At 66.0% G+C, this 23,851-nt stretch carries 22 protein-coding genes; 6 read left to right on the forward strand and 16 right to left on the reverse strand.

Annotation, left to right across the window (positions count from 1 at the left end):
* Positions 1-177: 177 nt before the first annotated feature.
* The 6 genes from BU28_RS0109460 to BU28_RS0109485 all read right to left on the reverse strand — a co-directional run bounded on the left by BU28_RS0109460 (position 178) and on the right by BU28_RS0109485 (position 6,060).
* A complete protein-coding gene (locus BU28_RS0109460) occupies positions 178-1,005 on the reverse strand; it encodes a TIM barrel protein (RefSeq protein WP_233145005.1) in 828 nt (275 codons plus the stop codon).
* A gap of 35 nt (positions 1,006-1,040) precedes the next feature.
* Positions 1,041-1,961, reverse strand: coding sequence for a myo-inosose-2 dehydratase (gene iolE, locus BU28_RS0109465; RefSeq protein WP_028719264.1), 921 nt, complete (start codon positions 1,959-1,961; stop codon positions 1,041-1,043).
* A 20-nt stretch (positions 1,962-1,981) separates the two neighbouring features.
* Positions 1,982-3,001 carry a Gfo/Idh/MocA family oxidoreductase gene (locus BU28_RS0109470; RefSeq protein WP_028719265.1) on the reverse strand — a complete coding sequence of 340 codons (1,020 nt, stop codon included), beginning with the start codon at positions 2,999-3,001 and terminating at the stop codon, positions 1,982-1,984.
* Between the two features lie 87 nt (positions 3,002-3,088).
* The gene (locus tag BU28_RS0109475) at positions 3,089-3,877 is read right to left on the reverse strand and encodes an ATP-binding cassette domain-containing protein (RefSeq protein WP_028719266.1); all 789 of its coding nucleotides are present in this window, start codon (positions 3,875-3,877) and stop codon (positions 3,089-3,091) included.
* On the reverse strand, positions 3,877-4,998 hold the full coding sequence (locus BU28_RS0109480) for an ABC transporter permease (protein ID WP_028719267.1): 1,122 nt from the start codon (positions 4,996-4,998) through the stop codon (positions 3,877-3,879). Before BU28_RS0109480 ends, BU28_RS0109475 begins: the two co-directional genes overlap by 1 nt.
* Before the next feature lie 114 nt (positions 4,999-5,112).
* Positions 5,113-6,060: a sugar ABC transporter substrate-binding protein gene (locus BU28_RS0109485; protein ID WP_028719268.1), complete on the reverse strand. Its 948-nt coding sequence runs from the start codon at positions 6,058-6,060 to the stop codon at positions 5,113-5,115.
* 262 nt (positions 6,061-6,322) lie between these two features.
* Here BU28_RS0109485 and BU28_RS0109490 point away from each other — a divergent pair, with 262 nt between their 5' ends.
* The 3 genes from BU28_RS0109490 (at position 6,323) to BU28_RS22540 (ending at position 8,664) form a co-directional block, all read left to right on the forward strand.
* Positions 6,323-7,318 (forward strand): LacI family DNA-binding transcriptional regulator, encoded by a 996-nt coding sequence (locus BU28_RS0109490; RefSeq protein WP_028719269.1) that lies wholly within the window; start codon positions 6,323-6,325, stop codon positions 7,316-7,318.
* A 216-nt stretch (positions 7,319-7,534) separates the two neighbouring features.
* The gene (locus tag BU28_RS0109495) at positions 7,535-7,900 is read left to right on the forward strand and encodes an MDR/zinc-dependent alcohol dehydrogenase-like family protein (RefSeq protein ID WP_198944956.1); all 366 of its coding nucleotides are present in this window, start codon (positions 7,535-7,537) and stop codon (positions 7,898-7,900) included.
* Between the two features lie 383 nt (positions 7,901-8,283).
* Positions 8,284-8,664, forward strand: a complete 381-nt coding sequence (locus BU28_RS22540) for a MobC family plasmid mobilization relaxosome protein (RefSeq protein ID WP_036762541.1) — start codon at positions 8,284-8,286, stop codon at positions 8,662-8,664.
* Positions 8,665-8,851: 187 nt separating this feature from the next.
* Here the strand turns inward: BU28_RS22540 and BU28_RS22545 are convergent, their stop codons facing one another.
* The 10 genes from BU28_RS22545 to BU28_RS0109550 form a co-directional block, all read right to left on the reverse strand.
* Positions 8,852-10,153: a Gfo/Idh/MocA family protein gene (locus tag BU28_RS22545; RefSeq protein ID WP_081791334.1), complete on the reverse strand. Its 1,302-nt coding sequence runs from the start codon at positions 10,151-10,153 to the stop codon at positions 8,852-8,854.
* Between the two features lie 43 nt (positions 10,154-10,196).
* The gene (locus BU28_RS0109510) at positions 10,197-10,970 is read right to left on the reverse strand and encodes a TIM barrel protein (protein ID WP_233145073.1); all 774 of its coding nucleotides are present in this window, start codon (positions 10,968-10,970) and stop codon (positions 10,197-10,199) included.
* A 20-nt stretch (positions 10,971-10,990) separates the two neighbouring features.
* A complete protein-coding gene (locus BU28_RS0109515; RefSeq protein WP_028719272.1) occupies positions 10,991-12,001 on the reverse strand; it encodes a Gfo/Idh/MocA family protein in 1,011 nt (336 codons plus the stop codon).
* A gap of 11 nt (positions 12,002-12,012) precedes the next feature.
* Complete coding sequence (locus BU28_RS0109520) at positions 12,013-12,909, reverse strand: sugar phosphate isomerase/epimerase family protein (RefSeq protein ID WP_028719273.1); 897 nt, start codon at positions 12,907-12,909, stop codon at positions 12,013-12,015.
* 91 nt (positions 12,910-13,000) lie between these two features.
* Entirely contained in the window at positions 13,001-13,927 is a 927-nt protein-coding gene (locus BU28_RS0109525) for a substrate-binding domain-containing protein (protein WP_028719274.1), read from the reverse strand.
* Between the two features lie 89 nt (positions 13,928-14,016).
* A complete protein-coding gene (locus BU28_RS0109530) occupies positions 14,017-15,033 on the reverse strand; it encodes an ABC transporter permease (protein ID WP_028719275.1) in 1,017 nt (338 codons plus the stop codon).
* A gap of 18 nt (positions 15,034-15,051) precedes the next feature.
* Positions 15,052-16,590, reverse strand: coding sequence for a sugar ABC transporter ATP-binding protein (locus tag BU28_RS0109535; RefSeq protein ID WP_028719276.1), 1,539 nt, complete (start codon positions 16,588-16,590; stop codon positions 15,052-15,054).
* Positions 16,591-16,679: 89 nt separating this feature from the next.
* Positions 16,680-17,624 (reverse strand): sugar ABC transporter substrate-binding protein, encoded by a 945-nt coding sequence (locus BU28_RS0109540; protein ID WP_028719277.1) that lies wholly within the window; start codon positions 17,622-17,624, stop codon positions 16,680-16,682.
* Positions 17,625-17,858: 234 nt separating this feature from the next.
* Positions 17,859-18,887, reverse strand: a complete 1,029-nt coding sequence (locus tag BU28_RS0109545; RefSeq protein ID WP_028719278.1) for a LacI family DNA-binding transcriptional regulator — start codon at positions 18,885-18,887, stop codon at positions 17,859-17,861.
* Between the two features lie 95 nt (positions 18,888-18,982).
* Positions 18,983-19,414, reverse strand: coding sequence for a PACE efflux transporter (locus BU28_RS0109550; protein WP_028719279.1), 432 nt, complete (start codon positions 19,412-19,414; stop codon positions 18,983-18,985).
* Between the two features lie 84 nt (positions 19,415-19,498).
* Between BU28_RS0109550 and BU28_RS0109555 the strand changes: the two genes are divergently transcribed.
* From BU28_RS0109555 to BU28_RS0109565, 3 genes are all read left to right on the forward strand, one after another.
* Positions 19,499-20,392: a LysR family transcriptional regulator gene (locus BU28_RS0109555; protein ID WP_028719280.1), complete on the forward strand. Its 894-nt coding sequence runs from the start codon at positions 19,499-19,501 to the stop codon at positions 20,390-20,392.
* Positions 20,393-20,527: 135 nt separating this feature from the next.
* A complete protein-coding gene (locus BU28_RS0109560) occupies positions 20,528-21,424 on the forward strand; it encodes a helix-turn-helix domain-containing protein (protein ID WP_028719281.1) in 897 nt (298 codons plus the stop codon).
* A gap of 197 nt (positions 21,425-21,621) precedes the next feature.
* Positions 21,622-23,757 (forward strand): TonB-dependent siderophore receptor, encoded by a 2,136-nt coding sequence (locus BU28_RS0109565; protein ID WP_051578091.1) that lies wholly within the window; start codon positions 21,622-21,624, stop codon positions 23,755-23,757.
* Positions 23,758-23,851 lie beyond the last annotated feature (94 nt).

The following is a 23,851-nucleotide window of genomic DNA, read 5'->3' on the forward strand; positions in this document are numbered from 1 at the left end:
TATACTTCGCAAACGACCCCATGTCCTCAAGCCGGCCCCCGACCTGCTGGCCATACAAATCAACCCCCGCACGGCCAATCGTGATAACGTCAAGCGTCTTGTCAGCCATTGCTAACTCCCCTGCAGAGTGAGAATTGGCCGGTCGCCATCATGACCGGCCAGAAGATCGCCGTGATTTCAGAGCGTGAAAGCAGCGCGGAAAGCGTCGAGGGCCTTGTCGGAATCGCCCGACGCCCAAGCCTCCATGCCGATCGGGCCGGAATAGCCCATGGCAGCAAGTGCGCGGGCGATGCCGGGCCAGTTCACCTCGCCGGTGCCCGGCTCGCAGCGGCCGGGAACATCGGCGACCTGGATCTCTCCGATCCAGGGCAGGCTCTTGCGGCAAAGCTCGATCAGGTTCCCTTCGCCGATCTGCGCATGATAAAGGTCAAGGTTCAGCTGCAGGCGCGGGTGGTTGATGGAGGAAACCAGTGCCAATGTGTCCTCGGCGCGGCCAAAGGGAGTGCCCGGATGATCAACCGGCAGATTGAGGTTTTCCAGCGTGAAGGTCACGCCTTCCTCATCGGCCAGATCGCAGATCCGGCACAGCGTGTCTCGAGCCTTCAGCCACATGGCGCCGGTCACCACCTCGATCGGCTGCACCGGCAGGCCGCGGTCGCCAAGGCCGGTGCCATGCAGGTTGAGGCGCTGCACGCCCAACCGCTTGCCGACCTGCGCGGTCTCGCGGGCGGTTTTCAGCAGCTCGGCGGCACCGTCATCATCGATCAGGCGACCCTGAAGGTAGCCGTTCATGATGGTGAAACTGGCGCCGGTGCGTTCAAGCGCGCCCAGGTCGTGCTGCGGCCAGTTCCACAGGCCGACGCCGAAACCCTGTTCCTTCAATCGGCTCGCGCGCCAGTCGATGGGCTTGTCGAGCCAGAGCATTTCCGCACAGGCGGCAAGGGGGAATGTCATGATCGTCTCCGTAAAAGTTGGTGCGGTGGTCCGTTGAGGAGCTCGGACCACCGCGGCCGGGCCGCGAAGGTGAAGCCCGGAAAGGATCAGCCGAGACGCAGGCCGGCCTTGGCCAGCAGGTCCGACAGATAACGATGCGCATTTGCGGCGGCTTGGGCGGGGGGCGCCTTGGCCGGGTCCTGTTCTGCTTCGACCAGCAGCCAGCTGGAAAAGCTGCCCTTGGCCAGAAAGCGAGCAAGCGGCGCGAAATCGACCACGCCGTCGCCCGGCACGGTGAACATGCCTTGCCGGACCGCGTCGTTGAAGCTGAGGCCCTTGGCCCGCACCTGCGCCAGCACATCGGCGCGCACGTCTTTCAGGTGGATATGAGCGATGCGCGGGCCGTAGGCGTCCAGCAGCAGGGCGTAGTCAAACCCGGCGGCGAAAGCGTGGCCGGTGTCGAGCAGTAGCCCGACCTCGGGGCCGGTCACCCGCATCAGCGCATGCACCTCGTCCAGCGTCTCGGCCACCATCATCAGATGGTAGTGATACGCCAGCCGCAGCCCGTATTCGGATTGCAGGGCAGCGGAAAATGCGGTCAGGCGCTCGCCATAGGTCGGCCAGTCACCGTCCTGCAGCCGCAGGCGCTGGGACATGGGAATGTCCAGCGCATCCGGCGCCATCCGCCCGCATTCGCCATAGACCATGACCGAGGCGCCGCAGGCACGCAGCAGTTCGGCATGATCGCGGACGGCGGCCAGTTCTTCCTCGACCGAGCGCTCGGTCAGAAAACCGCTGTGCCAGCCCGAGGCCAGCGCCAGGCTGTGCCTGCCCAGCAGGCCGGAGAGCGCCGCCGGTTCGCGGGGGAAGATGCGGCTGAGTTCGACCCCGGTGAACCCGGCCACCGCCGCTTCGGACAGGCAGTGATCGGCGGTGGTTCCGGCGCCCAGATCCTCGAGCACCTCATTGACCCAGGACAGCGGGCTGATGCCGAGCCGGAGCGTGGTTGCGGCCTGTTGTTGGGTCATGTCGATCTTCCCCGCCTGGCTCATTGCACCGTGACCGGCGCCTTGGATTTGATCGACTCGATGGCCGCCAGCGCGATGGCAAGGGCACCACGGGCATCCTGGCCTTGCGGCCCTTCGACCGGCTTGCCTGCCGCCACTGCCCGCACGAACGAAGCCAACTGCGCGGTATAGCCGTGGACGAAATGATCCGTGTCGCGGCGCCAGGTGTCTTGCGACACGCCGTCCTTGTCGAACAGCGTCATGGACGAGCGGCGCACGTCGCCCATGGTGACCATGCCACCGGATCCGAAGACCTCGCCACGGATATCATAGCCATACATGGCGCAGAAATTCGCCTCGGCCACCGCGATCGAGCCGTTATCGAAGCGAATCGTCACCACCGCGGTATCGAGGAACCCTGCATTCCTGGCATCCGGGCGCACCAGGGCATCGCCCATAGCGAAGACCTCGACCGGCCGTGCATCCGAGTTCAGCCACAGCAGCGTATCGAAATCGTGGATCAGGGTCTCATAGAAGATCGTCCACAGCGGGATCTTCGCGGGGTCTGCGCCAAAGGGGCCGGGATCGCGGATCACCGATCGCAGAAGCTGTGGCGTGCCGATCTTGCCCGCCCGGATGGCGGCATGACCTTCGTCGAAGGACTGGTCCCAGCGGCGATTGAAGCCGACTTGCAGCTGCACCCCGGCATCGCGGGCAGCCGCGATGCCGCGCTCGGCATCCTCCAGCGTCAGCGCCATGGGCTTTTCGCAGAAGACGGCCTTGCCGGCTTCGGCCGCCTGCACCAGCAGGTTGGTATGAAAGCGCGCCGGGGTGGCGATGATGACGGCATCCAGGCCCGGATGGGCAAGCAGTTCGGCCGGGTCGGTATAGGCGGCATCTACGCCAAGCGTTTCGGCCAGCTTCGAGGCGGCGCCGGGCGCCGGATCAGCGATGGACACCAGTTCGGCATCGACGAGGCGCCGCGCCACGGTTTCGCCATGGAATGAGCCGATCCGGCCCGCGCCGATAAGCCCGACATTGACGGTTCTTGCTTTGGTCATGATCGTCTTCCTGTCATCGATCAATAAGATAAAGGGGTGCCGTTCGCGGCCAGGGCCGCGACGCAGGGTCTGCTGCGACGAGGGTTGTCAGATGGTGCCGCCGAGTTCCTCGGACAGAGCCTGAAGCTCTTTGCCGCCGGCCATCAGGTTTTGCAGTTCATCGATCCCGATCTCGTCCTTGGTGTAGGTGCCAAGGGTCTTGCCGCGGTTCAGCACCGTGAAGCGGTCGGCCACCGCGTAGGCATGGCGGACGTTGTGGGTGATGAAGATCACGCCCAGCCCATTCGCCCGCACCTGGCTGATGTATTTCAGAACCATCGAGGTCTGGGCCACGCCAAGCGCCGAGGTCGGCTCGTCCAGGATCAGCACCTTGGCGCCGAAATACACGGCGCGAGCAATGGCCACGCATTGCCGCTCGCCGCCTGAAAGGGTGCCGACCGCTTGTTCGGGGTCTCGCACGTCGATGCCGATCTTCTTCATCTCGTCGCGGGTGACACGGTTGGCATGATCCAGATCCAGCCTGCGGAACGGTCCGACGCCCACGACCGGCTCGCGGCCCATGAAGAAATTGCGTGTCACCGACATCAGCGGGATCATCGCCAGATCCTGATAGACGGTGGCAATCCCGGCATCCAGCGCATCGCGCGGACCGTTGAACAGGCGCGGCTGCCCTTCGACAAGGAAGTCACCGGCGGTGGGCTTGTGAACACCGGCCAAGGTATTGATCAGCGTCGACTTGCCGGCGCCGTTGTCACCCAGCAGGCAAAGCACCTCGCCGGCATGGACCTTCATCGACACGCCGCCAAGCGCGATGACCGAGCCGTAGTGCTTGACCAGATCCTTGACCTCGACGATGGGGGTTTTGGTGTCGGACATCAGCGTTCTCCCGTCACGCGCTTGCGGATGACATTGTTGAACAGGACCGCGACCAGCAGCATTCCGCCGAGGAACACCAGATACCAGTCCTGGTCGATGTTGGTGTAGGTCAGGCCGATCAGCACCATCCCGAAAACGATCGAGCCGAAGAAGGCCCCGATCGCGCTGCCATAGCCGCCGGTCAGCAGGCAGCCGCCGATCACTGCGGCGATGATCGCCTCGAATTCCTTCTGGAAGCCGCGACGGGCATCGGTCGAGCCGGCATCCAGCACCGTGATGATGGCGACCAGCGTGGCGCAGAGCGCGGTGATGACGAACAAGGTGGTCTTGACCTTGGCCACCGGGACCGCCGCCTTGCGCGCGCCCTTGGGATCGCCGCCCGAAGCAAAGATCCAGTTGCCGAAGCGGGTGCGCAGCAGAACCCAGGTGGCAAGCAGCGCAACCGCCAGAAACCACAGGATCTCGATCGGCACGCCGGGGACCTGGGGCAGCCCGCTCGGGAAGCTGGCGATGATGCCCTTGGCCGCCAGCCATTTGAACAGTCCGGGAAACGCATCGCCCGAGAACAGCGGGGTCAGGAAGCTGCCGGCCGCCGCCTCTTTCATGCCGCGCAACTGGGTCGAGCCACCGCTGGCCCATTTCAGCCCGACCAGCGTCAGCCCGCGCAGGATGAACAGGAAGGCCAAGGTCACAATGAAGGATGGCAACCCACTGCGAATGGTGATCTGTGCGTTGATGGTGCCGACCACCACGGCGACCGCGAATGCCGCAGCCATTGCCAAGGGCATCGGCCAGCCCAGCACGACCAGCGCCGTGCCAAAGACCAGACCCGCGAAAGCAACCATCGAGCCGATGGACAGATCGAATTCACCGCCGATCATCAGAAGCGAGGCGCCGACGGCAAGGATGCCAAGCTGCGCGGCGGGGGCCATGAAGTTCATGACCCCGGCCAGGGTGAACATCGAAGCGTTGGCCGTCAGAGCAAAAAAGATGGTGACCAGGACCAGGCCGGCGATCGCGCCGAGTTCCGGACGGCGCAGCAGCGAGGTGATGGACGAGACCTGCTTCAGGCGCTCATCGGACGTGTCCGACGCAGACCCTTTCTGAATTTCAGCGGACATAATGGTTTCCTTTGGGCAATGCCGCGGATCCGCCTGTCGCAGGTGCAGGCCAGACCGGGCTGTCGCAGAGGGATGGTTGGTGGACCCCGGCCGGCTGACCAGGGTCCGACGGGATCAGCGGATGCCTTGACCGGACAGGGCGATCACCTGGGCGGCATTCTCCTGGGTCACGAAGCTGGGACCCGAGGCGATATTCCCCGCTGGCATGGTGCCATAACGTGCATATTGCGCCAGGAAGATGACCGGCAAAGCGCCCTGCAGGAAAGGCTGCTGGTCCACCGCGAACAGTGCCTTGCCGTCCACAACAGCTTGCAGGAAGTTGCTCGACAGATCATAGGACGCTACCTTGACCTTCTCGGCAGCACCCATTTTCTGCACGACATCAACGGCGCGTTCCCCGACCAGCGGCGCGGACAGGCCCAGCACCACGTCGATGCTGGAATCCGAGGTCAGCGCGGCCTGGATCTTGGCCTCGATCTCGGCGGGGTCGGCAGTGGTCGGCAGCACGGTCACCGTGCCGTCCTTGAAGCCCTCGGTCACGCCGGCGCAGCGCTGGTCCAGCGCGGCATTGCCGACCTCCTGGTTTACGCAAAGCACGTGCTTCAGCCCAAGGCCCGCCAGCTTCTCGCCGACCTTGACGCCGGCGGGCAATTCGTCCTGACCGACATGCAGACGGATCCCCAGACCCTCGGCGGCAGCAATGCCCGAATTCAACGAGATAACGGGAATCCCGGCCGCGACCGCGCGCTGGATCGACGGGCCCAGCGCGTCCGGGTCGGGGTTCGAGATCACGATCCCGGCAGGGTTCTGGTTCACGGCCGCGTCGATCAGTTGCGACATGGCAACCATGTCAAAGGTTTCGGGGGCACGATAGTCAAGGTTCACGCCCATGTCCTTGGCGCCCTGCGTCATGCCGTTTTTGACCACCGACCAGAACGGATCCGACGCCTGCCCATGGGTCACGGCGATGATGTTGAGGTCCTGCGCCAGCGCGCCGCCAGCCGCGCCGAATGCGATGCCCGCCGCGATGAAGCCCGCCGCAAGCTTGTTGATAAGCTTCATGTCTTCCTCCCTTTGCTCCGCCCGATCCGAGCGGCAGATCATTTTGCAACCGGGTGCAAAACTGGATAAGCAGATACGCCGTTCAGACGGCACCTTTGAATTCAGGATTACCCGCCCTTCCTCTTGGGCGGATGCCGCGCCGGTTATTGGTTTGCAACCGGGTGCAACAGTTGCTAAGTTACGCATGTTAGCGCAGAAAGCAAGCGTTCTGTTTCACGTTCCGAATTGGCAGAGACATCGAGCGGCAAGAGAGGAGCCTGGGATGCGAAAAAGAGCGACAGCGCGAGAGGTTGCCGAAGTTGCGGGGGTCTCGAAATGGACGGTGATGCGCGCATTCACACCCGGGGCATCCATCGCCGAGGAAAAGAAGCGCCGTATCCTGGAGGCAGCTAAAGCACTGAACTACACGCCGAATCTGCTGGCGCGCAGCCTGGCGACGAATCACACCCATCAGGTGGCAGTTTTTGTCGACGACTTTGCCAATCCGCAAAAGCTGCCCTATTTGGAGCTTCTAACCGACAGATTGCAGTCCAGGGGGCTGGTCGCCGCTTTGGTCAATATCACCACCCGGTTCGATCACGTCCATGCGCTGCTGAATGCCGATCAACGCCAGGTGGACGCGGTGATCCTGTTTGGGACCGCTTTCCGTGACGAGACCCTGCGCGACCGTCGGTTGGGACGCGGCATGCCGCCGACCTTCGTTCTGGCCCGCGACAGCCAGATCGAAGACGTGCCCGCGATCACCTGCGACGCCGAGCAGGCGCTGCGCGAGATCGTCGATCATCTGCACGAGCGCGGCTACCGCCGCCCCGGCTATATGGTCGGAGCACCGGCGCTGTCGACCGCCTTGGGCCGCCGCGAGCATTTCGAAGCTTTCTGGGCACGAAAGGGCGTGACCGAAATCGCGCATCTCGACGCGGGAACATACAGTTCGCAAGGCGGCGCGGCGGCGATGCGGGCTTATCTGGACAGCACGCCTGCAAGCGAACGCATTGACGTGCTGATGTGCGAAAACGACATTCTGGCGATGGGCGCGTCGGATGTGATCCGGCATGAGCGCAGCTTGCGGGTGCCTCACGACGTAGCCTTGGTGGGATTTGACAACTTCGAACTGTGTGGAGTGCCGTCCTACGGGCTGACCACCTATGAGCAGCCCATCCAAGAGATGGTAGAGGCAGTCGTGGATATGGTGTTGGGAAGGCGCCCCCCTCAGACGCTGACCCTGCCGGGCCGGTTGGTGATCAGAGCGACGACCTAAATCATCATTCGCCTTGGAGGCATGCGAGGGATCGCTTGCTTTCCAAGCTCGGCCGCGGGCGAGCCCCGAACCTTTATGACTCTGATGCGCGTGTCCCACCACACGCCATGAGCCAGTCCGCCATGGCTGGCCTCATTGCGTTGCTGGCCGAACGTCCTGCGCGTCCCGGCCCGGCCGCCTCACTCGCGATTCCGATCATCGGTATGAAAGCTTTCCGTGCTGAAGGAATTCAGTATCGGTGCGCCCGCCTCGGCTCAATGCATCAGAAGCCAGCTTTCCAGCCAGGCACCGCGGTCCAACATGCGCAGAGCCGCGCGCCAGCACAAGCTGGCCACCGACCTTGGCGCTGACATCGTCGCCGCCGACGGCCACGAGTTGCTGCAGACCGGAGGCGCGGACCTACTTCTGGTCACCACAAACGACTGCGAGGCCGGCGAAAAGGGGATGGCGGGGGTAAGGCCTGACGGGCGCATCGTCCTTCGCGGACTCGACTACAGCAAGCCGCTCTCGATCCCGTCGGACGGCAAGCCATTCCATATAATGCGCCAACGTGTGGTTGGCTCGACTCGCGGAGATTCTTGATGCCGTCCGCGCAAAGGATGGCCAGCGACGACAGTTGCGTCACCAACGGAAAAGTCCGGCTGGCCGCAACCGGCGCCCCGCCCTGCCCATCGAAAGTTATTCCCGCGGAATCTGGCGCTTCAAGTTTCCTGGCTCTGATTCGCGACTCGTCCTCGCCCCTTAGCAAGGCTCCTCGGTGTGCCCACAAACGATGTTTGCTGCCCTCCGAACCCTTGCGAGGAGATGCTCTCCCTTCGAACCCTCTGATCCGCGCCACGGCACGGAAAGGCTGATCCGGGGGGCCCCGGCGCTGGCTGCGCTGCCGATCTGGCCGATCTCGCACAGCAACTATGTCTTGGTATTTACAGGCGATTGGCGATGCTCGGGGCGGAAGGAGACCTTCCATGACCCAAACCGATGCCAAGGATAGCAAGCGCAGGAATGCCCCCAAGGGCCAGGGCACCAGCCCGAAGTTCGGCGTGCGCCTGCCGCCTGCGACCCGCGCCATTCTGACCCAAAGGGCAAAGGCCGCAGGCCTGTCCGAGGGCGCGCTGATCCGCGCGCTGATCGAGGACGCCGCCGTCGCCACTGCCACGGACCGGGCCGCGCGCCAGCAGACCAACGCGCAGCTGGCCCGCATCGGCAACAACCTCAACCAGCTCGCCCGCCATGCCAACAGCACGCGCGGCGATCCCGATGCCGCCCGCCTGGCCGCTGCGGTGGCGGAGTTCTGCGCTGACCTGCGCCGGATCTTCGCCGCACCAGCCCGGCCGGAGGCGCGCTGATGCTGATCAGGTTCCTCAAGCACACCGGCGCCGCCCGCAAGGGCCAGGAGGCCGATCCCGATGCCCGCCGCGCCATCGCCTATCTGCTCGGCAAGGTGGTGTTGAAGCCCAAGGCCGCCGGCGGCCCCAAGGTCCCGACGCCCCCGCGCTACCCTTCCGCTCCCTCTGTCGGGCGAGGCCTGGCTGGTCAGCCGGACCTGCGCTGCCCTGCCCTTCCAGCACCGCTATGCCTCGGGGGTGATCGCCTTCGACGCAGGCGACATCGACATCGCGGCCTAGAGTCAGGGCTCACAACCCATAGATGACGGTTGCGGCGAGAGCGCAGGCTGAGAGGAACAGGATCGGACCAAACACAAGCTTCGTCATGGCTTTCCCCTTGCAATTGGACCGGACGACCGCCCGAGGCGGCCATGGCATGGATGACGCGTTCGATGGCCAGACCCGCCGCGAAATCGGGCCCGCAGGCCGGCCCCCCGGCGATGGCCGACACCAGGTCGCGCGCCTCGATCACCTTCTGTTCGTTGAAGCCGAAGTTGTGGCCCGCGGCCGGGCAGAAGGCGGCGAAATCGGGCTGCTCGGGCCCGGTCAGATGGCGGGTGAAGCCCGCCTCTCCCGCGCGATACAGCCAAAGCTCGTTCATGCTCTCCTGGTCAAAGACCAGCGTGCCGTCCGATCCGTGAACTTCCCATTGCAGCCGGCACTTGCGCCCATGCGCCACGCGCGAGGCGGCAAAGGACCCCTGCGCGCCGCTGGCAAAGCGGACCAGAGCCAGCGCGCTGTCCTCGTTCTCGACCGGCTTCGGGCCCTCGGGCGAAGGCCGGGTCGGGATCGCGATCTGGGTCAGGGCGGTCACCTCGGCCACTGGCCCCATCAGCGCGACCATCTGGCTGACCAGATGGCAGCCGATGTCGCCAAGCGCGCCAAGCCCGCCCTCGGCATGGGTCAGCCGCCAGGACCAGGGCAGGGCCGGGTCCGCCGAGTAATCCTCGTCATAGGTGCCGCGAAACGCCTTGGGCGTGCCGATGGCCCCCGACCCGATCAGCCGCACCGCTGCCTGGAAGGCCGGAGAGCGCAGGTAGTTATAGCCCAGGATCGTGACCTGGCCCGGGTGCGCGGCGGCCAGCCGCGCCATGGCCTCGGCATCGGCCAGCGTCAGGGCCATCGGCTTTTCCAGCCAGACATGCTTGCCCGCGCGCAGCGCCGCCTCGGCCATCGGGCGGTGCATGCCGTTCGGCGTGGTGATGGACACCACGTCCACGGCCGGGTCCGCCACCGCCGCGCGCCAATCGTCGGTGGCGCGGGCAAAGCCGAACTGCCCGGCAAAGGCTTGGGCGCGGTCCAGGGGCGTGTCGCACAGCACCTCCAGCCGGGGATGCGCGCCGCCGAAGGTCGCGGCCACGGTCCGCCAGGCCAGCGCGTGGCATTTCCCCATGAAGCCGGTGCCGATCAGGGCAACGCCAAGCGGGGTCTGGGGCATGGGATGGGTCATGTCGGGCTCCGGGACGGGGCGCGGTTCCGGCCGCGCCCGGCTGTCAAAGGGTGGCGCGGATATGGCCGATGCTGTCGGCCAGCGCGGCCTGCGGATCGGGATGATCGTGCACTTCGGGGGCGAAGGGCTCGAAGCTGTAGGGCCCGGCATAGCCCGCGTCCCGCAGCGCGCGGATCTGGGGCAGGTTCTCCAGCCGGTCGGCGCCGTCGACCAGCACACGATGGGGGTCCAGCATGGCCTCGACCGCCACGTCGGGGTCGGTCACGCCCGAGATGTGGACCAGGCCCGTCCAGTCCGCAAAGACCTCGGTTTCCCCGGCCAGATGGTGATGGAAGGTGTCGTGGACCAGCCTGTAGGTCCCTTCGCCCCCCGCCGCCCGGATGGCGCGGATCGCCTCGGCCTTGCTGCGCAGGGACGAGACCGGAAAGCCCAGCGGCTCGACCAGCCCGGTCAGTCCGCGCTGCTCCAGGATCGGGCGCATGGCCTTCAGCGCCGCGACCAGATCGTCGAAGGCGACGGGGCTGCCGTCGTTCAGCGGGCACATGACCAGCGCCCTGGCCCCGCAGGCGCTGGCGTAATCGGCCATCGCCTCGGCCCGCGCCGGAAGGTCGCCCGACCAGACGTTGAAGGGATAAAGCGCGTTGATCGAGATGATCGTGACGCCCGCCCGTTCGGCGGCGGCCTTCACCTCGGCGGGCGACCGGCTGCCCAGGACGTCGGGCAGGTCGTTCCTGATCTCGACCTCGGTCGCGCCAAGCGCGCGGGCCATGGCAAAGAAATCCTCGAGCGACAGCTTCGGCGCGGCGATATGGTTCATGGCAAAGCGCATGATGGACCTCAGGCGTAAAGGGCGGGACGGTCGGGATAGGTGATGGCCACCGCCTCGCCTTCGGATTCCTGCGCCTTGACGCAGGCGTCCGAGGCGACGGCCGCCATGTAGCCGTCCCACGAGGTCGGACCGGCGGCGGTGCCCTGCGCGGCAGCCTTCAGGAAGTCCTGCAGCTCGACGTCATAGGAGGCGACGAAACGATCCTTCCAGTCGGTCAGGATGTCGTTTTGCAGCCTCGCGTCCAGCCGGGTCTGGATCGCCATCGGCTCGGGCAGGCGGGCCACGCCGTCCTCGCCCACGACCTCGCACTGGATGTCATAGCCGTAATGGCAGTTCACGAAGATCTCGGTGTCGATGACCACGCCCTTGGCGGTGGTCAGCGTCACGATCTGCGGATCGCGCAGCTTGGCGTGGCTGCGGGCGCAGGTGCGCGGGAAGGTGACGCGGGCCGAGACATAGTCGTCGTCCAGAAGCCAGCGGAACACGTCGATCTCGTGGATCAGGGTGTCGTGAATCGCCATCGGCGTGGTATAGGCCTCGGGCACCGTGGGGTTCCTGTGCGCGGCATGGACCATGATCGGCGCGCCGATGCGGCCGTCCACCACCTGCTTCAGCGCAGCGTAGCCCTGGTCATAGCGGCGCATGAAGCCGACCTGGACCAGGCGCGTGCCATGGGCGACCTCGGCATCGACGATGCGCTTGGCGCCCTCGGCGGTCGTCGCCAGCGGCTTTTCGCAAAAGCAGGGCTTGCCGGCGGCGATGGCGGCCAGAACGTATTGTTCGTGCGTCGCCCCCCAGGAGGTGACAAGCACCGCATCCACCCGATCGCTGGCGATCAGCGCCTCGCCGGTGTCGAAGACGGTCGCATCGGGGGCGATCTCGGCGCGCACCGCCTCGGCCGAGGCGGCGTTCACGTCCGACAGCGCGGTGATGGTGCCGCCCGACAGCACCTGGTTGATGCGGCGGGCGTGATCGCGGCCGATGGCTCCGGTGCCGATGACACCAATTCTGACGGTCATGGTCTTGGACCTCATTTCCAGTATTTTGCGACGTAGTCTTTGGTTTGCTTCAGGACGGACCTTGCGCTGTCCTCGGCGCGGTCTTCCCAGGCGAAGACGCAGTTCGACAGCACGCCGTCGAAGTTCATGTCGGCGAGGGTCGCGAAGAACGTGTCCCAGTCGATCTCGCCCTGGCCCAGGTCCAGGTGCTGGTGCACGCGCACCTTCGCGCCCGGCGGGTTGACGATATAGCGCAGCTGCGACGATTTGGTGTGGTCGTAGGTGTCGGCCAGCCGAACGTGTTCCAGATAGCCTTCCGTCGCGCGCAGGTTCGCCACCATGTCCGGACCATAGAAGAACGTGTGCGGCGCGATGAAGGACGCCCGCACCATGGGCGAGTTGATCGTCCGGATGATATCCATCGCCGGGGCGATTTCCTCCAGCCAGTCCTCGGGGTGGGCTTCCAGCGACAGCTTGATGCCCTCGCGCTCCAGGATCGGGACCAGCACATCCATGGCGCGGAAGAAGGCGCCCTCGCAGGTCTCGGGCCGGTGCAGGCCCGAGCGGTCGTTCAGGCTGCGGTCGGGGCTGCCGCCGCGGCCGAATTCGCTGACGAACAGCGGGCATTCCAGCTCGACCGCGAACTCGATGGCGCGCTTCCAGTTGTCGATCGCCACCTCCCATTCATCAGGGTATGGGCTGGCCCAGCGATACATCGGCTGCAGCGAGGCCAGGCCCACGTTGTTGTCGCGCAGCGCGCGTTTGAAGCTCTTGATGCGCTCGGGGTAAAGCTTGGGGCGCGTCCACCACGACAGGAAGTCGGGGCGCGGCGACATCTCGATATGGTCATAGCCAAGCTCGGCCACCTTGCGGACGGTATCCTCAAGCGACAGGTGGCGGATCATGTGCGGGTCAAGCGTGTGTTTCATCTGGCGTCTCGCAGAGAAGGGTTCGGGGGCGGGCGGAACGCGCGGTTCCGCCCGGGCGTCGCCGGCCGGGGGAGGAGGCCGGCCGCGACGCCTATTTCAGGTATTCGGCCATGGTGTCCCTGGTCACCGGCTCGAACGGGATCCAGGTCTCGGGCGGCACCGCCTGGCCCTGGGCGGCGGCAATGGCGGCGCGGACCGCCTGTTCGCCCTGCCCCGTCGCGTTCTGATAGACGGTCACGTCCATCAGCCCGGCCTGCATCGCGGCCAGCCCGTCGGCGGTGGCGTCGATCCCGGCCACCACGATCTCGCCCTTGCCGCCCGCCGCCTGCAGCGCCTGGGCCGCACCGATGGCCATCTCGTCGTTGTTCGACACGACCGCATCGAAGGTAAGCCCCGCAGTCAGCCACTGGCTCATCAGGTCCTGGGCCTGCACGCGATTCCAGTTCGCGGTCTGCTTTTCCAGGATCTCGACCTGGCAGTCGGGCCGGGCAAACGCCTCCTCGACCATCCTGGTCCTGACCAGGGCGGCGTGGTTTTCCAGCGGGCCCATCAGGATCACCGCCTTGGGCGCCTCGCGGCCCTTCAGAAGCGTGCAGACCGCCTCGGCCTGCAACCTGCCGGCGTCGGTTTCCTGCGAGCCGACATAGGCGGTGCCCTCGGGCATCCCGCTGTCCAGTTCCGCCGGCGGGTGGTTCACATAGACCAGCGGAATGCCGGCCTCCCGCGCGGTCTGGGTGATGGCGGCGGTCGAATCGCCGTCCACCGCATTGACGATGATCGCATCGACGCCGTTCGCGACAAAGTTCTGCACCTGGTTCAGCTGCTTCGCGACATCCAGCTGGGCATCCTCGACCGACAGGGCAAGCCCTTGGGTCTTGCCGGCCTCGGCACGGATGCCGTTCAGCAGGATGGTCAGGAACGGGTTGTCGAACGAGGTCATGCTGACCCCGATCCGGGTGTCTGCCACGGCGGGCAGGGCGATCAGGCACAGGGCGGTCGTGGCGATCAGGCGCTTCATGGGTGCTTTCCTTGGTCCTTGGACAAAAGCGGCGGGCAAGGGGGGCCGGCCCGGTGGCCCGGCCCTGTCGATCTGCCGGGCCATGGGCCCTAGCTTTTCCTGCGTTTTTTCTGCCTGTAGGTGTCGGCGACGACGGCGGCGACGATGATGACGCCCTTGATCATCTCCTGGTAATAGGCGTCGAGCCTGAGGAAGGTGAACCCCGAGATGATGACCCCGAAGATCACCATGCCGATGGCCGCCCCCAGGATCGAGCCGCGCCCGCCGTTCAGCGACACGCCCCCGATCACCGCCATAGCGATGGCGTCCAGTTCATAGGCAAGGCCCATGCCGGCCTGCGCGGTCTGGCCGCGGGCGGCGACCACCATGCCCGCCAGCGCCGCCAGCATCGCCGCGATGACATAGACCTTGACCAGGTGGCGTTCGACATTGATGCCCGAGACGCGCGCGGCCTGCGCATTGGCGCCGATGGCATAGGTGAACTTGCCGTAGCGGGTGTATTTCATGGCGACGTGAAAGATCACCGCCACGGCGATGAAGATCACCACCGGCATCATGCCCTTGCCGATGGCGGCAAAGCCCTCGGTCGGAAAGCTGATCGGCTGGCCCTTGGTGTACCACTTGGCAAAGCCGCGCACCGTGACCATGGTGCCCAGCGTCGCGATGAAGGGCGGGATCCGAGTATAGGCGATCAGCCAGCCGTTGATGAGGCCGACGACCGCCCCGCAGCCCAGCCCGATCAGGATCGGCACGATGGCCGGCAGGTCGGTCAGCCCGGGATAGATCGCGCGGGCATAGCTCGATGCCTGGGCGAACGACATGGCGACCATCGCCACCGCCCCCACCACGGAGCCCGACGACAGGTCGATCCCTCCCGAGATGATGACCTGCGTCACGCCGACCGCGATGATGCCGATGACCGAGACCTGCAGGATCATGATCTTGACCCGGTTCAGCGAGAACAGGAACGACTGCCCCTGAAAGACCCAGCCCAGGATTTCAAAGACCAGCGCGATGCCCACCAGGACGATCAGGATGTTGACCTCGGCGGGCAGGCGGCGATGGGACCGCGCGCGGGCGGGCACGGTAACGTCTTGGGTGCTCATGAATTTCCCCCCTTGGGTTTACTTGGCCGCCAGTTCCATGACGCGCACCTGGTCGGCCTCGGCCCGGTCCAGGAAGCCCGAGACATGGCCTTCGTGCATCACCATGATGCGGTCGGACATGCCCAGCACCTCGGGCAGTTCCGAGGAGATCATCAGGACGGCGACCCCCTGGCCCGCAAGCTGCGTGATCAGGCGGTGGATTTCGGATTTCGCGCCCACGTCGATGCCGCGGGTGGGTTCATCAAGGATCAGGATGCGCGGCCGGGTCAGCAGCCAGCGCGCGATCAAGAGCTTCTGCTGGTTGCCGCCGCTGAGGTTCTCGACCGTCTCGTGCAGGTTCGGGGTCTTGACGCGCAGCTTCTGGGCCATGTCCTCGGCCAGCGCGGTCACCGTCTTCTGGTCGATGAAGCCCGCCTTGACATGGTCGCGGGTGATCAGCGCCGACTGGATGTTTTCCAGGCAGTCGAGGATCAGGAAACAGCCGGTCTCCTTCCGGTCCTCGGTCAGGAAGGCCAGGCCGTGGTCCATCGCGACCTTGGGGCTGGTGATCTGGACGGGCTTGCCGTCGATCAGGATCTCGCCCGAGGCGGCGGGACGGACGCCGAAGATCGCCTCGGCCACGTTCGAGCGCTTGGACCCGACCAGCCCCGCCAGCCCCAGGATCTCGCCCTTGCGCAGGGTGAAGCTGATGTCATGAAAGACGCCGGGCAGGGTCAGGTTCCTGACCTCCAGCACCGTCTCGCCGATCTCGCAGTCGACTTTCGGGAACATGTCGGTGATCTCGCGCCCGACCATCATGCGGATGATGTCGTCGCGGGTCACGTCGCTGGCATTGTGGGTGCCGACATACTTGCCGTCGCGGAACACGGTGAATTCGTCCGCGATCTCGAACAGCTCGTTCATCTTGTGGGTGATGTAGACGATGCCCACGCCCCGCGCGCGCAGGTCGCGGATGATGGTGAACAGGTGCTCGACCTCGGATTCGGTGATGGCGCTGGTCGGCTCGTCCATGATCAGCACGTCGGAATTGTGGCTGACCGCCTTGGCGATCTCGACCATCTGCTTTTGCGCCACGGTCAGGTCGCCCACCATCGCCGCCGGGTCCAGCCGGATGTTCAGCCGGTCGAATAGTTCCTGGGTCTGGCGGTTCATCCGGCCGTGGTCGACCAGGCCGAAGGCGCCCCTGGGCTCGCGCCGGATCCAGATGTTTTCGGCCACCGTCATGGAGTTCATCAGCAGAAGTTCCTGGTGGATCATCGAGATGCCCTGTTCCAGCGCATCCAGCGGCGATTTCAGCGTCACCGGCTGGCCGTGCAGGCGGATTTCGCCGGCGTCGGGCTGGTAGATGCCGGCGATGATCTTCATCAGCGTCGACTTGCCGGCGCCGTTCTCGCCCATCAGGGCATGCACGGTGCCGGGCCGGACGCGCAGCTGCACGTCGTCCAGCGCCAGAACGCCCGGAAACTCCTTGCGGATGCCGCGGATCGACAGGACGCCCTCATGCGCGATGCCCTGCTTGACGCGACTTATCGCCGCCTGTGTCGTGGCGCTGACCATCTCGGCCCCCTTCCTCTTCGACCATCTCGGCCCCCTTCCTCTTCGGCTTGCTGCGGTCGCAGGGGGCGCGAAGGCCCCCCGCGCGGGCCTCAGTTCTTGGCCTGGTAGTCGGCCAGGTTCGCCGGCGTCACCAGTTCGAAGGGCACGAAGTTGTTCTTCTCGACCGCCTCGCCCCGCGCCAGCTTCAGCGCGGCGTCGACGGCGCCCTGGCCCTGGCCGGCGGCGTTCTGGAACACGGTCACGTCCAGATCGCCCGCCTCCATCGCAGCCAGCGCGTCCTGGGTCGCGTCGATCCCGGCGACGATCACGTCCTTCATGTCGCGGCCCGCGCCCTTCAGCGCCTGGATCGCGCCGATGGCCATTTCGTCGTTGTTCGAGATCACGGCGTCGAACTCCAGCCCGGCGGTGATCCAGTTGGTCATCAGGTCCGCGCCTTGCGTGCGCGACCAGTTCGCGGTCTGCTCCTCGACGATCTGCATGAAGCTGCAATCGGGGGTCGCGATCACGTCCTTGATGTCCTGGGTGCGCTGGCGGGCCGCCTGGTTCGACAACTCGCCCATCATCACCACGACCTTGGCCTCGGTCTTGCCGGCCTCTTTCAGCAGGCGGCAGACCTCCTGCGTCTCCAGCGTCCCCGATTCGCGTTCGTCCGAAGCGACGAAGGCCTGCTTCTCGGGCAGGCTGTCCAGGTTCACCGGCTGGCGGTTGACATAGACCAGCGGGATGCCGGCATCCGCGGCGGCCTGGGACATGGCGACGGTGGCGTCGGTGTCGACCGGGTTCACGATGATCGCGTCCACGCCCGAGGCGACGAAGTTCTGGATCTGGTTCAGCTGCTTGCCGACGTCGTTCTGCGCATCCTCGATCTGCAGGGTCACGCCGTCCTGGGCGGCGGCGTAATCGCTCATGCCATTGCGCAGCACGGTCAGGAAGTTGTCGTCGAACAGCGCCATCGAGACGCCGATGTTTTCGGCATGGGCGACCGACCCCATCAGCGCCGCCGTCAGGGCGCCCGCCATCACGAATGTCTTCATGTCTTTCCTCCGCTTGCGGCGTCCGGCACGCCATTTTTTGCGCAGAAGGCACCGGGCAACCGGAAGCGGGTTCCGGTCGCCGATCCGTTCCGGCCGGCTTTGGCTGGGGGGCGCCTCTCCTCTGCGTTCCACCCGCCGCAAGTCTTGGGTCAGGACGCGATTCCGGTCAATCAAGGAAATCGCAGGTTTCCATCATTCATGATAGAAAATCATCAGGTATCTGATGGAAAACCATCAGATGCTTTCCGGGGTCAGCAGATAGGGCGCGACAAAGCGCTGCCCGGGGTTTTCCGCCATCCCCTGTTCGATGGTGTGCACCACCGTCGCCATCAGGTCGGCGCACAACTCCTTCAGCGGCGTCTGGAACACGCCGCTGATGCAGCGCTCCAGCAGCGCCTGGCGCGATTCCGGGGTCAGTTCATGGACCAGGCAGGCAATGCGCTCGCCCGCGCCGGCCTCGCGCAGGGCGGCGATGGCGCCCTCCATGCCGCCGCCGGCGCAATAGACGCCCGCCAGGTCCGGGTGGCGGGCCATGACCCCCAGCAGCGCCTCGTGCGTCAACTGCCGTGTTTCCAGATTGACCACCGCGTCCAGCACCTCGAACCGGGGGGCGCATTCGCGGATATAGGCGCGAAACCCCGCCTCGCGCAGCGCATGGCCGTGATAGCGGTGGCCGCCGACGAACAGCGCGATCTTGCCCTGCCGCTCGGCCAGCTTGGAGATCAGCCAGGCGGCGGTACGGCCTACCTTCATGTTATTGGTGCCGAAATAACCCTCGCGTTCGCCCTGCGCAAAGTCGGACAGCAGCGAAAAGGTGGGAATGCCCCGCCCCCGCAGGACCGAGACGGCGTTGGTCACGTCGTGATGGTCCAGCCCCGTCGCCGCCACCGCCTGCACCTTGCCCGAGGCCTGCAGCAGCAGGTCGGCGACCTCGGCCGGTTCCGAGGACCGCGCATAGCGGATCGACACGCGGATGCGGCGGTCGCGCACGTCCGCCGCCGCCTGCATCAGCTTGGCGGCAAAGCTTTGGTAAAAGGCGTGGCGTTCCTTTTGCAGAACGATGGCCAGGTGATATTCCGGCACATCCGCCAGCAGCCTTTGCCGGATCACATTGGCCGCGTGATAGCCGATGCGCTCGGCCGCCTCGGACACCTTGCGGGCGGTTTCCTCGCGCACCTTCAGGCGCCCGTTCAGCACCCGGTCGACGGTCGCGACGCTGACCCCTGCGGCCTCGGCAAGGTCGGTGATGGTCGGCCGTTTCATGGCATGCTCCTTGCGCAGGAAGGTGAGAGGATCCATCAGCCATGATAGAACCCATCACCTCGACAAGGAACCCCTCATTCCGCTGCCACCCCGCGTCAGGCGACAACCGACCGGGGCAGCGGAAAGACCCGGTCATAGGCCAGGTTGAAGAAGAAGGTATAGACCAGGTAAAAGGCCACGATCGCCAGGTCCATCAGCAGCGCCTGAAGCAGGCCGATGCCCAGATACCAGGCGATCATCGGGATCAGCAGGACCAGCAGGCCCCCTTCGAACAGCAGGGTGTGCAGGATGCGCACGGCCAGCGATTTTCGCGGGCTGCCGGTCAGCCGCACCATGGCGCGGTCGAAGCCGATGTTGAAGACGAAGTTCCACAGCGTCGCCACCGTGGCCGACGCCACGCCCACCACGCCCATGTGCCCGGCCGGCTGGTCGAAGACCACCGCCGCCAGCGGGATGAAGATGGCCAGCCCCAGCCCTTCGAACATCAGGGCGTGGCGGATACGGTCGGGAAGGCTGCGGGTCTGCATGATACGTCTCATTCCTGTTTGCAACGGGGCTTCTATCTGCAATCATGCGAAATGAAAGTTAGCTCGTATCTGGAAAGCAGATGGATGCAGGTTTCCATTGAACAGCTCGAAGCCTTTGCCGCCGCCGCCGAGCAGGGCTCGTTCTCGGCGGCGGGGCGGGCCTTGGGCAAGGCGCAATCCGCCATCAGCACCCAGGTCGCGAACCTGGAAATCGACCTCGGGGTCGAGCTTTTCGACCGCTCGGGCCGCAGCCCCGTGCTGACCGAGGCCGGCGCCCGCCTGCTGCCCGAGGCGCGGGTGATCCTGGACCGCCGCATCCACCTGATCGGCGTCGCCGCCAGCCTCGAGGCGCATGTCGAGAATCGGCTGGTCGTCGCCATCGACGAACTGTTCCCGGAACCGGCCGTGGGCGCGCTTTTTGCCGATTTCGCCGCCCGCTTTCCCCATGTCGAGCTGGAGCTGCTGTTTCCCATGATGCAGGACGTCAGCCGCCTGGTCCTGGACGGCAAGGCGGACCTCGGCGTCATGTGGCGGCAAGAGGTGCTGCCGGCCGAGCTGGATTTCCTGACGCTGGGCTGGGTGCCGCTGCAGCTGGTCTGCGGCCGCGACCACCCGCTGGCGACCGGGCCCGTCGGCTGGGAGGACCTGAAGCGCCACCGCCAGATCATGGTCGCCGGCCGCACCGAAGGGCCGGAAAAGCAGCGCCTGCGCGTCGCGGCCGAGGTCTGGTGGGTCGAAAGCCATTGGGTGATCCTGCAGATCCTGCGCCGGGGCCTGGGCTGGGCGCTGATCCCGCGCCACATCATCGAGGATTCGCCGCTGGCGCCAGAACTCGCCACCCCGACGCTGGCCTTCGACCGGGGCGACCTGCCGGTGGCGCTGGAAATGGTCTGGCACAAGCAGCGCCCCTGCGGCCCGGCCGCCGCCTGGCTGCGCCGCAGGCTGGCGGCCGCCAAGATCGCCGAGATGGCGCGCTAGGGCCCGAATTCCGCCCCCGAGCGGGGATTTCGGCCATGGCCCGGCGGGATCCTTGGCCTCGGGCCGATCTTGCGTTAACGTTTCCCGGCCAGCATCGCATGCCAGCCCCGACCTTCGACCCGGAATCCGCGCGCGATGAGCTATCTTCACTCCATGGCCTGCGACACGCAGGGGATCAGACCCACGGTGCCCGTGCAATGGCGGGGTCTCGACGGGCTGGTCGGCGTCTACTGGCAGGCCGAGGGGCGGGCCGGCGCCAGCGGCTATTACCTGTCGCCGGACCCGCGGATCGTCTTTTTCCTGAACGACGTGTCGGGCCATATCCGCGTCTCGAACCACGACGATCCGGCGGCGGGCGGGCGTCCGTTGGTGCGGGCGCTTTATGTCCCGGCCGGCGTGCCGATGTGGACGCGGTTTTCCGGCGACCATGCGTTCGCGCATCTGGACCTGCATGTGCACCGCGACCGGCTGCTGCGCTTTCTGGCGCCGTCGCTCGGCCGGTCGCAGGCGCTCACCGCCCTGCGCCGCCCCGTCGAGATGCAGGACGCCCCCGCGCTCGACACCCTGGCGCGCCTGCTGATCGACGAAATCGCCTCGCCCACGCGCCACGGCGTCTATGCCGAGAACCTGGTCGGCAGCGTCTTCGGTTATCTGCTGCAGGCGAGCGGGCCCGCGCCGGACTCCGCGCCGGGGCTGACCGCCGCCCAGCTGGACGCGCTCGACGCCCGACTGGCAGAGCGGCCCGACCACCGGATGAGCGTGGCCGAGATGGCGGACTGCCTGGGCCTGTCGGAAAGCTGGTTCGCGCATCGCTTCAAGGCGGCGACAGGCACCACGCCGCTGCAATGGCAGCTGTCCCGCCGGGTCGAGCGCGCGCAGCACCTGCTGCTGCACTCCGACCTGCGGCTGGCCGATATCGCGGGGCAGCTGGGCTTTGCCGATCAGGCGCATCTGACCCGGGTGTTCCGGCAGACCTGCGGCGCACCGCCCGCCGCCTGGCTGCGCCAGAACCGCCAGCCCCGGCCCTGCTAGGCGACCGTGGCCGAAAAGTCACAGGCTCTGCCGGTCATGGCAGGGCCGGACAGCTTTCGACAAGAACCGTGGAATCCTTCAAGACAGCGGCCCCCGCCACCCCGTAACCGCGCGGCTACGACACCGATCCAGCCAGGGCCTCCCGACCGCCGACGCCAGCCAGATCTCCGCGATAGTCCATACCACAGGAGCGCCTTATGGCTGAGCATCGACCCGGTTTCGGCCGGACCCCATCCCTGTCCCATCGCGCCGCCCGGTCCCTGCTCTGGTCGGGAACCGCGATCCTTCTGGCCAGCAGCGCGCTGGCGCAGGACAGCACCGACAGCGAAACCGACCAGCCGATCCGGCTGTCCCCCGTCATCCTGCAGGCCGGCGCATCGGTCGACGACGACGCCAATGCGATCGTCGCGCGCGAGCTTTGGGTCGGCGGCAAGGTCGCGACCAGCATCCTCGACACGCCCGCCTCGGTCTCGGTCATCACCGCCAGGGAAATCGAGGTCCGCAATGCCCAGACCGTCGAGGAGGTGCTGCAATATTCCGCCGGCACGGTGACGGACTATTACGGCAGCGACGACCGCAACGATTACTACCTGGTCCGCGGCTATCAGGCGACGACCTACCGCGACGGGCTGACGCTCGGCTCGATGCGCGGCGTGCGCGAAGAACCCTTCGCCTACGAGCGGGTCGAACTGCTGCGCGGCGCGAACTCGACGCTGTTCGGCATGGCCGATCCCGGCGGTTCGGTCAACTTCGTGACCAAGACCCCGCGCCCCGAGCGGTTCGGCGAGGTGCAGCTGACCTACGGCTCCTTCGACCACAAGGCGGCCGCGGTCGATTTCGGCGACCTGCTGAACGCCGAAGGGACGCTGGCCTATCGCTTCACCGCCAAGGTGCAGAAAAGCGATCTGGAATACGACTATTCCCGCGACGACGAGACCTTCCTGATGGCCGGCCTGGGCTGGGAGATCACGCCCGACACCAAGCTGAATGTCGTGCTGGACTATCTCAAGCGCGACGGCACGCCGAACAGCGGCGGCTATCCGCTGGACCGCGAATACGACCGCGGCGATTTCTTTGGCGAGCCCGATTTCAACGACCACGATGTCGAACGCAAAAGCATCACCGCCATGCTGTCGCATGACTTCGGCAACGGGCTGAGCCTGCAGGGCAATCTGCGCTACAGCGACCTCAGCGACGATTTCGGCTATGTCTACCTTTTCGACTATGCCGGCCGGCCCGGCACGACGCTCTCGCGCTATTACTACGGCCAGGATTCCAGCGGCCACGAACTGATCGGCAACGCGATCCTGAAATACGACGCCAGCTTCGCGCGCTTCGACAGCAGCACGCTGGCCGGGGTCGAGTTCCGCGATGCCGCGACGGACCAGACCAGCTATTACGGCCCGGCCTCCTCCATCGACATCGCTGATCCGGTGTTCTCCGGCGCGCCCTCGGCGCTGACCGTCTACAGCGAAGCCAAGAACGACTATCGCGCCAAATCGGCCTTCCTCACCCAGAACCTGTCCTTCGACGACCGCTTCATCGCCACCGTCGGCCTGCGGCACGACTGGCTGGATCTGTCCAGCAGAGGCCAGTCCTCCGGGGCTGCCTTCGACGACAGCGACGACTTCTCGGAAACCTCGTGGCGCGGCGCGCTGACCTACAAGGTCACGCCCGAGATCTCGACCTATGTCAGCTATGTTGAATCGGTGGCGCCGCCCGCGATCGGTGTCGAGCCCGAGCGCGGCGAGCAATACGAGATCGGCGTGAAATACGAACCGGCCGGAACCGATGCGCTGATCTCGGCCTCGGTCTATGACCTCAAGCAGGAAAACATCACCGTGGCCGAGGTCCAGGACGATGGCAACATCATCCGCCGCACGGTCGGCAAGACCCGCGTGCGCGGTTTCGACATCGAGGGCAAGGCGCAGCTTGATGACAACCTCAGCCTGCTGGCCTCTTATTCCTACATGGATTCGGAATATGTGAACGACCCGAACTACAAGGGCCGCCAGTTCGCCTCGGTCCCGAACCACCTGGCCTCGGTCTGGGTCAATTACACCGTGCCGGGCAGCGGCGCGCGGGGCGACATGACCCTGGGCTTGGGCGCGCGCTATGTCGGCTCGTATTACTTCAACGGCGCCAACACCGGCGGCAAAAGCGAGGCGGCGACGCTGCTGGACCTGGCCTTCAGCTATCAGGTGCAGGAAAACACCGACCTGACGCTGCATGTCGCCAACCTCCTGGACGAACAGCATGTCGTCGGCACCGGCACGGCCGATTACTACAACCCCGGCCGCAGCGTGCAGGCCACCCTGATCCGCCGCTGGTAACGGCTGCCTGCGGGCTGCCGTTCCGACGGTGGCCTGTGTGCTGTCCGGGCGGCCCAATCCGTTCCAGACCGTCCCGCCTTGCCTTGGCCTGCGC

Source organism: Paracoccus yeei ATCC BAA-599 (genome assembly GCF_000622145.1).
GTDB lineage: Bacteria > Pseudomonadota > Alphaproteobacteria > Rhodobacterales > Rhodobacteraceae > Paracoccus > Paracoccus yeei.